A 14,046-nucleotide genomic window follows, 5' to 3' on the forward strand; every position below is an offset into this window, starting at 1 on the left:
TTCGCACGCGGGCCATGGGTGCGGCCAGCGCCCGGCATTCCCTGCGCCCTCATCATTTTGCGAGGGCTCGCCTGATGCATCACCCGGACGCTGATAGCGTCGCGGTATCGCCGTAGCTCGCCCGGATATCCGGCCATCGACGTTATGTGAAGGATCATGATCATGCGCCATCACCCCCTGCTTTCGAACGTCACATCGACACCGAACGAAGCCGACATCCGCGCTTCCGCCGTTCTGCGCGGGTTCCTCGGACACACGCCGGCCGGCCGCGCCCGGCTGTTGCCAAGCGCGCAGCGAGCCGCAATAGTCCGCGACCCGGCGCGACCGGCCCGTTGACGTGGAGGCATGATGATGACGACCAGACCGACCGCAAAATCATCCGACAAGGATGTCTGGCGCGTCGGCGTGCTGTTCTCGCGCAGCGGACTGATGGAGGTCACGGAATCCGAGCACTTCTTCGGCACCGCGCTGGCGATCCAGGAGATCAACGAGGCAGGCGGCGTGCTCGGCCGCGAGATCGAGGTCATCGCCTACGATCCGGGCTCGCAGCCCGAGACCTTCCGCAAGCTGGCCGACCGCCTGCTCACCGAGGACGGCGCCTCCGTCATCTTCGGCTGCTCCACTTCGGCCGAACGCAAGGCCGTGCTGCCGGCGATCGAGCGCCGCAACGGCCTGCTCTGGTATCCGTCGCTCTATGAGGGTTTTGAATATTCGCCGAACGTAATCTACACCGGGCCGGCACCGAACCAGAATGCATTCCAGCTCGCCGAATACATCGTGCGCAAGCACGGCCCGCGCGTCTACCTGATCGGCTCGGACTACATCTATCCGCGCGAATCCAACCGCATCATGCGCGACCTCGTCGAATCCTATGCGGGACGCGTGGTCGGCGAGCAATATGTGACGATGGAAGCGACCGACGCCGAGCTCGCACGCGGCCTCGATGCCATCCGGGACGCAGCCCCGGACGTCGTGTTCTCGACCATCGTCGGCCGCACCGCGCAGCGCTTCTATCGCATGTATGCGCGCGCAGGCTTCGATCCCAAGCGGCTGCCGATCGCAAGCCTCACCATGGCCGAAGGCGAGGTCCGCGCCATCGGCGCCGAATACTGCGCCGGCCACCTGACCGCGGCGAGCTATTTCGGCACGCTCGCGCGCGACAGCAACGACCGCTTCAAGACGGCGTTTGCGGCGTCCTTCGGCACCGACACGCCGGTCAGCATGTGGAGCGCATCGGCCTATGCGCAGATCAAGCTGTTCGCGCGGGCGCTGGAGCAGGCCGGCAGCCTCGACACGCAGAAGCTGGTCGAGGCCGCGCTCGGTCTCAGCCTCGAAGCGCCGGAGGGCCCGATCCGGATCGATCCCGACAACAACCACGTGTGGGTCACGCCGCGGATCGGGCGCGTACGCGCCGACGGCCAGTTCGACATCGTCTGGGAGAGCAAGAGCCCGATCAAGCCCGACCCCTATCTCTCGGTGTCGCCGATCGGCGGCCGCTGGCTGAGCGAAGAGGCGCTGTCGGCATGAGGCCGGATGACCGCATGAAGCCGGGCGTACGCCGCCTCATCGAGGATCTGCGCGGCGCGCGCGTGCTCGTGATTCATCCGCGCGATGCCGAGGGCGACGCGCTGATTGACCAACTCAAGCGCATCGGCTGCAACGTCCGTGGCGTGTGGCCGCCGCCGGCCGCGATCCCACATGACATCGACACGGTGTTCCAGCTGATCGAGACCTCCGAGGAGATGATCTTTCCGGAAGGCACCAGCGATCATCCCCTCACCTTCATCGCCATCGTCGACTACGAGAATCCGACGATCCTCAAGCGCCTGCTCGACAGCAACGCGCATGGCGTCGTCAACAAGCCGATCCGCTCGTTCGGCATCCTGTCCTCGCTGGTGCTCGCTCGCTCGCTGCGCGGCTATACGCGCAGACTCGAAGGCAAGGTGCAGAAGCTGGAGGAGACGCTGAAGGCGCGGCGCGACGTCGACAAGGCGGTGAAGATCCTGATGGGGTTGAAGCAGGTCGGCGAGGTCGAAGCCTATGAGCTGATCCGCGCGCAGGCGACGCAGAAGCGCGTGGCGATGGCCGACATCGCGATCTCGATCATCAATGCGCAGGAGACGCTGGGTGGATTGGGTGTGCTCGATGCCCCCGCGTCGCGCTGAACGTGTGTTTGCGCGCTCATGCGTTGGGCAGCACAGGCCTGAAATTTTTGCAAGCGATAGCGTTGACTTCGTTTCGCGCATGAGAGTTACTTGGGACAGTTGCGGACATCGGATGTCCGCCAATGGCCGGTCGGCCATTTCACATCAGGCTATGTAGCCCTCGCATTGCGCCGCAAGGCGCAGTCGGGGGCTTTTTGTTTGGCGCGCGCGGCTCCCGCGGGCGCAACGGAGACGCGCGCCTTGACGACGGATGACGACAGCAAAGTGCGGATCGCCTGCATCCAGATGCAGCCGATGGTCGGCGAAGTGGAAGCCAACCTCGCCCACAGCCTCGATTTGATCAAACAGGCGGTGGCGCAGGGGGCGAAGCTCGTGGTGCTGCCCGAGCTCGCCTCCTCGGGCTACGTGTTCAAATCGCGCGAGGAAGCCTTCGCCGCCTCCGAGACGGTGCCCGGCGGCCCCGCGGTGACGGCCTGGAGCGAGATCGCCGCGAAGCACGGGCTTCACCTCGTCGCCGGCGTCTGCGAGCGTGACGGGACCAAGCTCCACAACAGCGCCGTCCTGATCGGGCCGAAGGGCTACATCGGCACGTTCCGCAAAGTACACCTGTGGAACGAGGAGAACCTGTATTTCGAACCCGGCAATCTCGGCTTCCCGGTCTACCACACCGAGATCGGCCGCATCGGCATGGCGATCTGCTACGACGGCTGGTTCCCGGAAAGCTATCGCCTCAATGCGCTGCAGGGCGCCGACATCGTCTGCGTGCCGACCAACTGGGTGCCGATTCCCGGACAGGCGCCGGGCCGCGAGGCGATGGCCAACATCCTGGCGATGGCCGCCGCCCATTCCAACTCCATCTTCATCGCCTGCGCCGATCGCGTCGGCGTTGAGCGCGGCCAGCCATTCGAGGGCCAGAGCCTGATCGTCAGCTACACCGGCTGGCCGGTCGCGGGACCCGCGAGCCGCGACAAGGAAGAGATCGTCGTTGCGGACGTGGCGCTGGGCGAAGCCCGCCGCGCCCGCAACTGGAACGCCTTCAACCAGGTTCTGCGCGACCGCCGCTCCGACGTCTATGACGAGATGCTCGGCAGTGACGTGAAACGCGGATGGTACTGACCGCTTCGACACAGTTTGCAATCTCAACCATTCATGGAGGACAATCGATGACGTCACGTCTCATCACCACGTCGCTGGCGCTCGCCCTTACGGCCGGCACGGCACTCTCGCCGGCGCTGGCCGCCGATCCGATCAAGATCGGCGTTCCCGTCGGCCTGTCCGGCGCCAACTCCGTCGTTGCCCCGTCCGTGGTGCAGTCAGCCGAGCTCGCGGTCGAAGAGATCAACGCCAAGGGCGGCGTGCTCGGCCGCAAGCTCGCGCTCGAGGTCGCCGATGATGCCTCGGGCGCGGCCGGCGCCCAGAAGGCATTCGACGCCCTGATCTTCCAGAAGAAGGTCAATGTCCTGATCTCGATGGAGACCAGCGCGGCCCGCAACGCCGGCCTGCCGATCGTCGCCCGCGGCAAGACGCCCTTCATCTACACCTCGTTCTACGAAGGCAGGTCCTGCAGCCCGTACCTCTACGTCAACGCCTGGGTACCGGACCAGCAGGTGCCGCCGATCGTCGACTATTTCAACAAGGAGAAGAAGGCCAAGAGCTACTTCCTGATCGGCTCCGACTACGCGTTCGGCCGCGGCATGCTCGCCTTCACCAAGACGTATATCGAGAAGACCGGCGGCAAGGTGGTCGGCGAGGAATACCTGCCGATGGACGGCTCCGACTGGACCTCGATCATCTCGAAGCTCAAGGCGTCGGGCGCGGATGCGCTGATCACCTCGACCGCGGGCGGCGCGCCGAACGTGACCCTGACCAAGCAGCTGCGCGCCGCGGGCGTCAACCTTCCTTACGGCAATCTCGCCGTCGACGAAGGCACCGCCAAGGGGATGGGCGCGGATGCGACCGGCATCTTCCTGTCGGCGTCCTACGTGACCGGCATCGACACGCCCGCCAACAAGACCTTCCTGGCGGCGATGAGCAAGAAGTTCGGCGGTGAGCTGAAGACCCCGAACGATCTCTCGGTTCCGGAATATGAAGCGGTCTACGCCTACAAGGCGGCAGTCGAGAAGGCCGGCAGCACCGACCAGGACAAGGTGCTGAAGGCGCTGGCCGAGGTCTCGGTGGATGGTCCGCGCGGCGCGATCAAGATGGACAAGCAGCGTCATGCGCCCTTGACCATGTATCTCGGACAGGTCCAGGCCGACGGCAGCGTGAAGGTGATCCAGAGCTTCCCGAACGTCGATCCCGGCGCGCAGTGCCCGGCCAAGTCCTGATCGCCTATGATCCCGGCGAGGCGGACCTGGTCCGCCTCGCTTTTCCTGTCTGGAAATGACCATGCTGACCGTCGCCCTCGATGCCGTCACGACGGCAGCCATGCTCTTCATCATCGCCGCCGGTCTGCTGATCGTGTTCGGCGTCATGAAGATCATCAACTTCGCCCACGCCGCTTTTCTGACAGTGGGCGCCTATGCCGCGCTGGTCGGCGCACAGCTGAACCTGCCGTGGTTCCTGGTGCTGCCGCTGGCCTTCCTGGCCGGTGCCGTTTGCGGCGGCATCACCGAGATCGTGATCGTGCGGCGTCTCTATAAGCGCCCGCTCGACGCGATCCTCGCCACCTGGGGGCTCGGCATCGTCCTTGGCCAGCTCATCACCCTCATGTTCGGCCGCGAGGTGCAGTTCGTGCAGGCGCCGATCTCGGGGACGGTCCATCTGTTCGGCGCCGACTATTCGGCCTATCGGCTGGTGATGATCGTCGCCGCCGTGATCGTGGCCCTGCTCTTCACAGGTCTGCTCAACGGAACGCGGCTCGGCCTATCGACCAAGGCCGTGATCATGAACGAGATGCTGGCGCAGGGGTTAGGCGTCGATTCCTCGCGCGTGCGGCTCATTACGTTCGCGCTCGGCAGCGGACTGGCCGCACTCTCAGGCGCCCTGATCACGCCGCTGTCCAGCGTCGATCCGAACATGGGCGTGCCCTGGCTGATCGGCGCGTTCATGCTGGTGATGGTCTCCGGCGGCTCGCTGTTGGCGCTGGCCGCCTCCTGCATCGTGCTCGGCACGCTTCAGGTGCTGGTCTCCACCTTCCTCAATCCGATCCTCGGCGGGCTGACCATTGCGATCTGCGCCGCCATCGTGCTGCGGATCCGGCCAGAGGGCTTCGCCCGTGCCTGATGCGCGTCCCCTCGCCTCGCCCGACACACCGGCGTCGCGCCGCCCCATGCCGCGCCTGATCGTTCCAGCCTTGCTGGTTGCGATGGCTGCAGGTGCGATCCTCGTCGCGCCCGCCCTGCTCGACACCTATCTCGTCAACATCCTCGTTCGGGCCTGCTTCGTCGCCATCGCCGCCATCACCGTCGACATCATGTGGGGCTATTGCGGCACGCTGACCTTCGGCCAGTCGGCGTTTTTCGGCATCGGCGCCTACGCGCTCGCGATCATGTTCACGGAATACGGCTTCGGCCCCTGGCAGGTGTGTGCGGCAATTGCAGCCACGGTTGCCGTCGCTGCAGCAGTCGCCGCCTTCACCGGCTGGCTCTCGTTCTACCCTGGCTCCACCCCACTCTATGCATCGATCATCTCGCTGGTGGTGCCGATCGTGCTGGTCCAGATCCTCTATTCCGGCGGCACCTTCACCGGCTCGTCGAGCGGCCTCGTCGGCTTCGAGAGCTTCGATCTGGAGATCGAGACCTGGCTGCGCCTCGCCGGTCTCGGATTGCTGGCGACCGCGGTGCTGGCCCTCATCGTCATGCGCAGCGACACCGGGCGGCTGCTGGCAGCGTTGCGCGACAACGACGCGCGCTGCACCTATCTCGGCATCGACACTTCGCGGCTGCGCATCATCGTCCTCGTCCTATCTGCGATCGTGTCCGCGCTCGCCGGATTCTTCTATGCGGGCTTCGGCGGCGTCGCCGCCCCTGAAAACGCCAGCTTCACCTTCGGCACCAATCTCGTCATCATGGTTGCGCTCGGCGGCCGTGGCACCGTCATCGGTCCAGTGATCGGCGCGTTGTGCATCGAGGTGGCAAGCGCCTATCTTGCCAATAGTCTTCCATATGTCTGGGAGCTGATCGTCGGGCTGGCGCTCATCATCGTGATCCTCGTCTTCCCCGATGGCCTCCTCGGCGCAGCGATGCGCCTGCTCAAACGTGGCGGCGGATCGGGGCGAACCACTGCGACGATGTTGCGTCCCGCCGTTGCCGCCACGGCGGTCGGCGATCCAGACGCCGTCGCAATCGAAGTCCGTGCGCTCGGCAAGCATTACGGCAGTCTCGCGGTGCTGGACGGCGTGGAGTTCACGGCATATCGCGGCGAATTGCTGAGCCTGGTCGGTCCCAATGGAGCCGGCAAGACCACCTTGATCCGCTGCCTGTCCGACGGGCGCGAGCGCTCGGCAGGCAACGTCGCGATCGCCGGCCATGACATCGCGCGACTGCCGGCGGATCGTGTCGTTCGGTTTGGCCTCGGCCGCAAGTTCCAGACCGCCTCGGTGTTCGAAACCCTGACGGTCGCCGAGTGCCTGCGCGTCGCACGGACGCATGCGGATCCTCCTGCCCTGGCGTCGCGCGCGTCGACGCTGGCGCTGCCGCCCGCGGCCATGTCCGTCGTCGAACGGTCCGGGCTCAGCGAGCGGCTCGATGAGGAAGCGCGCAATCTGAGCCACGGTCTGAAGCAGGCGCTCGAGCTTGCGATGGTGCTGTCGCTCGAGCCGAACGTGCTGCTGCTGGACGAGCCAACGGCCGGACTGGCGCGCGCCGAGCGGCAGAGCTTCGCCGACATCCTCACCGCCCTCGCCCGCCGCGACCGCCTCTGCATTCTCCTGGTCGAGCACGATCTCGATTTCGTCCGCGAGATCTCCTCGCGCATCATCGTGCTGCACCAGGGCCGGCTCGCGCTCGACGGCTCCGTCGACGAGGTCGTGAACAGCGCGCTGGTGCGCGAAATATACACCGGCCAGCATGTGCCCGATGCGGAGTCACACGCATGAGCGCCGCGCTGGAAGTGAACGAACTGGCGAGCGGTTACGGCTCGTCGGAGGTCATCAGCAATGTCGGCTTTGAGCTGGCAAAGGCCGAGACGCTCGCCATCGTCGGCAAGAACGGCATGGGCAAGACCTCGCTGCTCAAGGCGATCATCGGCTTCCTGCCGCCCTGGCGCGGCAGCGTCGCACTTGACGGCCGCGATGTGACGCGCCTGGCCCCGCATCTGAAGCGCAAGCTCGGCCTCGTCTATGTCCCGCAGGAACATGCGCTGTTCCAGGACCTGTCGGTGCGCGACAATCTGCGGCTCGGCCTGCTCAGCGACAAGGACATCGATGCCCAGTACACGCAGGTCGGCGGCTGGTTTCCGGTGCTCACACAACGGCTGAACCAGCGGGCGGGAACGCTGTCGGGCGGCGAGCAGAAGATGCTGATCGTGGCGCGCGCGCTGATGGCCAAACCCGACGTGCTGCTGCTCGACGAGGTCACCGAGGGCCTGCAGCCCTCCGTCGTCGATCGCTTGTCCGAAGTGCTGGTGCGCGTCCGCCGCGAGATCGGCACCTCCATGATCGTGGTCGAGCAGCATCTGCCGTTCGCGCTCGGGATCAGCGACCGCTACCTCGTATTCAAGCGCGGCGAGATCGTCGATGCCGCCATCGTCGATGCCGACGCCGCCGCCCGCATCGACGCGCATATGCGGATCTAGCGAGCCCGGCGCCGCGAGAACAGCGAGATCAGCACCGGCAGCGTGATCAGGATGACCATCGGCGCCAGCATCATGCCGGTGACGACGACGATCGCGAGCGGCTTCTGCACCTGCGAGCCGATGCCGGTCGACAATGCCGCGGGAAACAGGCCGATGCCGGCCACGACGCAGGTCATCAGCACCGGGCGCAGCTGCAATTCGCCGGTGCGGATGACGGCCTCGATGCGCTCGACACCCTCGTCGATCAGCTGGTTGAACTGCGACAGGATAATGATGCCGTCCATCACGGCGATGCCGAACAACGCAATGAAGCCGATCGCCGCGGACACGCTGAACGGGATGCCGGTCAAAACGAGGCCGACGACGCCGCCGAAGATCGCCATCGGGATCACGCTCATGGCCAGCAAGGTGTCGGCCATCGAGCCGAAATTGAACCACAAGAGCACACCGATCAAAGCGAGACTGATCGGCACCACGATCGACAGCCGCTTGATCGCGTCCTGCAGATTGCCGAACTCGCCGACCCATTCGACGCGAGAGCCGGCCGGCAACTGCACCTGGTCGGCGACCTTCTGCTGCGCCTCCTGGATCGCGCTGCCGAGATCGCGCTCGCGCACCGAGAACTTGATCGGCAGATAGCGCTCCTGCTGCTCGCGGTAGATGTAGGCGGCGCCCGACACCAGCTTGATGGTGGCGACCTCGCTGAGCGGGATCTGCGTGATGCCGTTGGGCCCCTGCGCGCCGATGCGCAAATTCTCGATCGCCTCCGCGCTCTTGCGATACTCCGGCGCCAGGCGAACGATAATCGGGAAATGCCGATCGCTGCCGGGTTCGTAGAGGTCGCCAGCGGTATCGCCGCCGATCGCGACCTTGATGGTGGCGTTGATGTCACCCGGTGCAAGGCCGTAGCGCGCCGCCTTGGCGCGGTCGATGTCGATCTGGACCGTCGGCTGTCCGAGCGAGGTGAACACCGCAAGGTCGGTGACGCCCTGCACAGTGGACAGCACCTGCTTGATCTTGTTGGCGGTGTCCGTCAGCGCCTGCAGATCGTTGCCGTAGAGCTTGATCGAGTTCTCGCCCTTCACGCCGGACACGGCTTCGGAGACGTTGTCCTGCAGATATTGCGAGAAGTTAAACTCGACGCCAGGAAAGCGCTCATCAAGCTGCTTCAACAACTCGGCGGTGAGCTGCTCCTTATCCTTCGTGCCGGGCCAGTCCTTGACCGGCTTCAGCGGCGCGAAGAACTCGGCATTGAAAAAGCCGGCAGCATCGGTGCCGTCGTCGGGACGGCCATGCTGCGAGACCACGGCCTCGACCTCGGGCCGGGCGCGGATCATCTTGCGCATCTCGTTGACGTAGGCGTTGCCCTCCTGCAGCGAGATCGTCGGCGGCAGGGTCGCGCGGATCCAGAGATTGCCCTCCTCCAGCTTGGGCAGGAATTCCAGTCCCAGCAGCCGGCCGACCACCAATGTCAGCACCACCAGACCGATTGCGCCGGTCATCACCAGATTGCGGTTGCCGACGGCCCAGCGCAGCGCGGGCAGATAGATCCGGTGCAGCAGGCGCATCAGCCGGGTCTCGGTCTCCTCGACATGCGCCGGCAGGATGATCGCGCTCAGCGCGGGCGTGACGGTGAAGGTCGCGAGCAGACCGCCCGCAAGCGCATAGGCGTAGGTGCGCGCCATCGGCCCGAAGATGTTGCCTTCGACGCCGCTCAAGGTGAACAGCGGCAGGAACGCGGCGATGATGATGGCGGCGGCAAAGAAGATCGAGCGCGACACGTCCGCCGCGGCAGACAGGATGCCGTGGCTCTTCATGCCCATCATGGTTTCCGGAGAGATGTGGCTCTCCTCGGCTGCGGACAGCGGCGTGGTCTGCGACAGGCGGCGGAAGATCGCCTCGACCATGATGACGGTGGCATCGACGATCAGGCCGAAATCGATCGCGCCGACCGACAGCAGGTTCGCGGATTCGCCGCGCAGCACCAGGATGATGACGGCAAAGAACAGCGCAAAGGGAATGGTGGCACCGACGATCAGGGCGCTGCGCAGGTTCCCCAAGAAGATCCACTGCAGCAGCACGATCAGGCCGATGCCGACGACCATGTTGTGCAGAACGGTGTGGGTCGTGGTGTCGATCAGGTCCTTGCGGTCGTAGATACGTTCGATGTGCACGCCCGGCGGCAGGATGGTGGAGCTGTTGATCTGGTCCACCAACTGCTCGACGCGCGCGATCGTGGGCGAGCTCTGCTCGCCGCGCCGCATCAGCACGATGCCCTGGACGATGTCGTCGTTGTTGTTGAGGCCGGCGATGCCGAGCCGCTGCTTTTCCGCGATGGTGACGGTGGCAACGTCCCTCACCAGAACCGGATTGCCGCCGCTCTGCGACACCATCGTGTTGGCAAGGTCGTCGATCGAGCGGATCAGGCCGACGCCGCGCACGACAGCGGATTGCGTGCCGATATCGACCGTGTTGCCGCCGACGTTGATGTTGGAATTGCCCACCGCCTGCAGCAGCTGCGGCAGGGTCAGGCCGTTGGCGACAAGCTTGTTGAAATCGACCTGGATCTCATAAGTCTTGGTCTTGCCGCCCCAGCCGGTGACGTCGATGACTCCAGGCACGGCGCGGAAGCGGCGCTGCAACACCCAGTCCTGCAAGGTCTTGAGATCGAGCACGCTGTAGCCGGGCGGGCCGCGCAGCCGATAGCGATAGATCTCGCCGACCGCGCTCAACGGCGAGATCTGCGGCGTCACGTTACCCGGCAGAGGCGAGAGCTGCGACAGCCGGTTCAGTACCTGCTGCAGCGCCTCGTCATAGGTGTAGTCGAACGAGAACTGCAGCTTGACGTCGGACAGGCCGTACAGCGAGATCGTGCGGATGGTGCGCAGGTTCTTGATGCCGGCGACCTGGGTCTCGATCGGGATCGTGATGTAGCGCTCGATCTCCTCCGCCGACAGGCCGTTGCTCTGCGTCACGATGTCGACCATCGGCGGGGTCGGATCGGGATAGGCCTCGATGTTGAGCTGGCGGAACGCGATCAGGCCGCCGATCAGGACGGCGACGAACATTCCGACCATCAGGAAGCGCCGCTGGACGGCGATGGCGACGAGACGGTCCATTCAGATCGGCACTTTCAGAAAGGCAGGCAGGAGGACCGCATCTCAGCTGCCCGAGGCTGCGCGATCGATGAACAGGCTGCCCTTGGTGACGATCTGCTCGCCCGAGCTCAGATTGCTTTCGACCGCGACCTGATCGCCATTGATCAAACCGGTCTTGATCTTGCGCAGCTCGATCGACTTGTCGGGGCGGGCGACCCAGACGCGAACCTGGTTGCCTTCGTAGATCAGCGCCTGCCGGGGCACTGCGACGGCGGGCTGTTCGCCTGGCGAATAGATCGTCACATTGGCGAACATCTCGGGCTTCAGCAGGCCATCCTTGTTGTCGATGGTGGCGCGGACCAGCAGCCGCCGGGTCGCCGGGTCGATCGATGCGGCGACGTAGTTGATGCTGGCTTTGAGCGGCCGGCCGGGCAGCGCCAGCACGTTGACGAGAATCTCCTCGCCGATGTTCACCAGCGCCGCATCGCTCTCGCGAACAAAGGCGGTGAGCCAGACGGTGGAGAGATCACCGATCACGAACACCGGATCGCTCGCGCCCGAGTTGACGTATTGTCCCGGGCCGACCTTACGCTGCACGACGGTGCCGGCGATCGGCGAATAGATCGTGATCTCGCGGTCGATCACGCCCTTGTTCTGGAAATCCGCGATCGCGGCATCCGTGAAGCCGAGAATGCGCAGCTTGTTGCGCGCGGCTTCCAGCGACGTTTGTGACGAACGCATGTCATTCTGGGCTTGAACGGAGGTCGCCTCCGCCTGCTGGAAATCCTTCAGCGGGATCGCGCGGCCTTCGAACAGATCCTTGGCGCGCTTGTACTGGATGTCGGCGAGATCGAGCGCGGACTTCGCCTTGTTCATCGAGGTGATGGCGGCGATGAAATCGTTCTGGGCCTGCACGGTATCGGCGGCCTCGATCACGAACAGCGGCTGGCCCTGCTTGACGTTGTCGCCCGGGCGGGCAAGCAGCTTGGTGACACGGCCGGCATAGGGGGAAAACACCGGCGTCGAGCGGTCCTCGTCGACGGCAACCTTGCCCTCGGTGACGTGCTCGGCGCGGAAAATCTTTTCACAGACCGGCTCGATCGTCAGCGTCGCCCATTCCGCCGCCGAGGGCGTGAAGGTGGTGCCGTTGCGCTTGGACTGGCTGGAGAGCTCGATATTGTCCTTCGCAGCCGATCCCGATTGGAATTGCATGTAGCCATAGCCGCCCGCGCCGGCCATCGCCAGGGCAGCAAGGCCGATCAGCAGCCGCTTGGTGCTGAGCATCTGCGGAGATGGGTTCATGTCAGACGCCATGGCTGGTCAGATCGGCTCGCTTGATCGGTCGACGATTCCGGCTTTGGCGGTCTCATCGTTGCGCTAATAGTGCGGAACTGGAGCTTTAAACAACCTAAAAATCGCCCAACTCGCCTCTGTTTTGCTTTAAAAATTTGAAAGTTCAACGACAGCCGTTCAGCTTGCATTCAGCTCGTTTTGGGCAATCGCGGTTCCACCGCGACGCACCATGGCAGCATCGGGGCGCGACGGATCGCCGTGACGGTGTTGCCGACCTGCAAGCCAACCTCTGCGGGTACGCGCCTACTCCAGCCTCACATCCATGTTCCGGGTTTGCGTCTCGGCTCGGACGGGATCGCAACGTGGTGCGTTTCCGCCAAAATCGAGTCATGGTTTCCATGGCCCTGCGATTGGTGACGGTCCGTCGTGCGATCATCGATTGCAGCCTCGATCAGGTGACTGTGACGCGCACATGAATACGTAGTCTCGCGGCGCAGATGCGTCCGAGTCTTGCCGATCGTTTCACCCTCTCGTGAGAAGGGCGCAGGGAAGGCCAGGCGTCGGCTGACGCCTGCGGCCCGCCTGCGAAAAAAATGCAGGCGGCAGGTACCACAGGTGCAGCCGAGAACGCCCGGCCTTCCCTGCGCGACGGTTTTCACGTTTATAGCGCGCTCTCCCCGGTGTCCGGCTTTTAGCCACCGTCGTCAGCGGGATCATCACCCGCGGACTTGGCGCCAGCATCGGGGCGCCAGGACCACACGCCTTCACGTCCGCAAGCTGCCGTTCGTCCGCGCAGGTCGCCCCGCGCTGCGGCATCTCACAGCCATCGCATCCCCGCCCCGCGTGTCGTGACGATCGCGCGCAACGCCCCTTCTCGATGAGGCGGGATGCGCGGACTAGAGCATGAATTCTGAAAAAAAGAAAGCGGAAATTTTGGGCGCAGCGTCGCTGTTTTCTGAATTTCGGGATCGCGGCGCTACCCTCCGATGACAGTCCGTGCTGCGGCCGGTGAGCACGTCACGACGCGCGATGCGCGCCGTGCCTTTGCCCACCCTACGCAATCGCGGCGGCTCATGATGGACCGTAGGGTGGGCAAAGACGCTTCGGGCGATGCAAAGCATCGCACGGAGCGTCGTGCCCACCGTCTTCACTCACCAAACGAGCCGGCAATCTCCTTGACGTCTCCTCCCCAATCTGGGGCAAGCCAACCGCGTTCGACGAAGCGATGGAAACTGCTGTCTGGCCAGTCTGCAACGCGGGCCACGTGCCCGTGCTTGACGGGATTGAAATGGATGTAGTCGATATGGCGGTCCAGATCGGCATCGTTGCGGATGACATGCTCCCAGTAGCGGCGCTGCCAGATTCCCTTCTCGCGTTTTGCGGACAGGCTTTGCGATTTCGTCTGAGGATTCAGTCCTCGGGAGAAACTGCTCTTGATCATGTTCCAGCGGATTGAATAGTCGGAGTCATCTTCCGGCAATACCCAGATTGCATGGAGATGGTCGGACAGAACGCAGATCGCAATCGTCTCGAAAGGACGGCGTTCACGCGCGAGGCGATAGCATGATCGGAGCCGGTCGACTTGATCGACAAGCAGACGACTCGTGCGATCCTCCAGGACGACTGTGAAGAAGAACATGCCGCCTTTGATGGATGCTCTGCGATAGTTCGGCATGATCACCTCCATCGCGCCTGCGGCCGGTGGGCACGTCACGACGCGCGATGCGCGCCGCGTCTTTGCCCACCCTACAATT

Annotated in this window: 10 protein-coding genes; 7 read left to right on the plus strand and 3 right to left on the minus strand. The window is 64.6% G+C overall.

All coding sequences use genetic code 11. The annotated features are described in order from the left end of the window. Positions 1-351 precede the first annotated feature (351 nt). The 7 genes from LQG66_RS11080 (at position 352) to LQG66_RS11110 (ending at position 7,901) form a co-directional block, all read left to right on the plus strand. Complete coding sequence (locus tag LQG66_RS11080; protein WP_231326260.1) at positions 352-1,527, plus strand: transporter substrate-binding domain-containing protein; 1,176 nt, start codon at positions 352-354, stop codon at positions 1,525-1,527. A 14-nt stretch (positions 1,528-1,541) separates the two neighbouring features. Continuing rightward, positions 1,542-2,165 (plus strand): ANTAR domain-containing response regulator, encoded by a 624-nt coding sequence (locus tag LQG66_RS11085; RefSeq protein WP_231326261.1) that lies wholly within the window; start codon positions 1,542-1,544, stop codon positions 2,163-2,165. Positions 2,166-2,405: 240 nt separating this feature from the next. Continuing rightward, positions 2,406-3,281: a nitrilase family protein gene (locus LQG66_RS11090; protein WP_256460614.1), complete on the plus strand. Its 876-nt coding sequence runs from the start codon at positions 2,406-2,408 to the stop codon at positions 3,279-3,281. A 47-nt stretch (positions 3,282-3,328) separates the two neighbouring features. After that, on the plus strand, positions 3,329-4,492 hold the full coding sequence (locus LQG66_RS11095) for a substrate-binding protein (RefSeq protein WP_231326262.1): 1,164 nt from the start codon (positions 3,329-3,331) through the stop codon (positions 4,490-4,492). A gap of 61 nt (positions 4,493-4,553) precedes the next feature. Next, a complete protein-coding gene (locus LQG66_RS11100; RefSeq protein ID WP_231326263.1) occupies positions 4,554-5,390 on the plus strand; it encodes a branched-chain amino acid ABC transporter permease in 837 nt (278 codons plus the stop codon). Between the two features lie 46 nt (positions 5,391-5,436). Next, on the plus strand, positions 5,437-7,203 hold the full coding sequence (locus tag LQG66_RS11105) for a branched-chain amino acid ABC transporter ATP-binding protein/permease (protein WP_231326264.1): 1,767 nt from the start codon (positions 5,437-5,439) through the stop codon (positions 7,201-7,203). Then, a complete protein-coding gene (locus LQG66_RS11110; RefSeq protein WP_231326265.1) occupies positions 7,200-7,901 on the plus strand; it encodes a branched-chain amino acid ABC transporter ATP-binding protein in 702 nt (233 codons plus the stop codon). Before LQG66_RS11105 ends, LQG66_RS11110 begins: the two co-directional genes overlap by 4 nt. Here LQG66_RS11110 and LQG66_RS11115 read toward each other — a convergent pair. From LQG66_RS11115 to LQG66_RS11125, 3 genes are all read right to left on the minus strand, one after another. Then, positions 7,898-11,020 (minus strand): efflux RND transporter permease subunit, encoded by a 3,123-nt coding sequence (locus LQG66_RS11115; RefSeq protein WP_231326266.1) that lies wholly within the window; start codon positions 11,018-11,020, stop codon positions 7,898-7,900. The two genes, LQG66_RS11110 and LQG66_RS11115, sit on opposite strands and share 4 nt — an antisense overlap. A 42-nt stretch (positions 11,021-11,062) precedes the next feature. Continuing rightward, positions 11,063-12,301: an efflux RND transporter periplasmic adaptor subunit gene (locus LQG66_RS11120; protein WP_425601303.1), complete on the minus strand. Its 1,239-nt coding sequence runs from the start codon at positions 12,299-12,301 to the stop codon at positions 11,063-11,065. A gap of 1,138 nt (positions 12,302-13,439) precedes the next feature. Then, entirely contained in the window at positions 13,440-13,967 is a 528-nt protein-coding gene (locus LQG66_RS11125) for an REP-associated tyrosine transposase (protein ID WP_231326268.1), read from the minus strand. Between the last annotated feature and the right edge of the window lie 79 nt (positions 13,968-14,046).

Origin of the sequence: Bradyrhizobium ontarionense (assembly GCF_021088345.1) — a bacterium.
Taxonomy (GTDB): domain Bacteria; phylum Pseudomonadota; class Alphaproteobacteria; order Rhizobiales; family Xanthobacteraceae; genus Bradyrhizobium; species Bradyrhizobium ontarionense.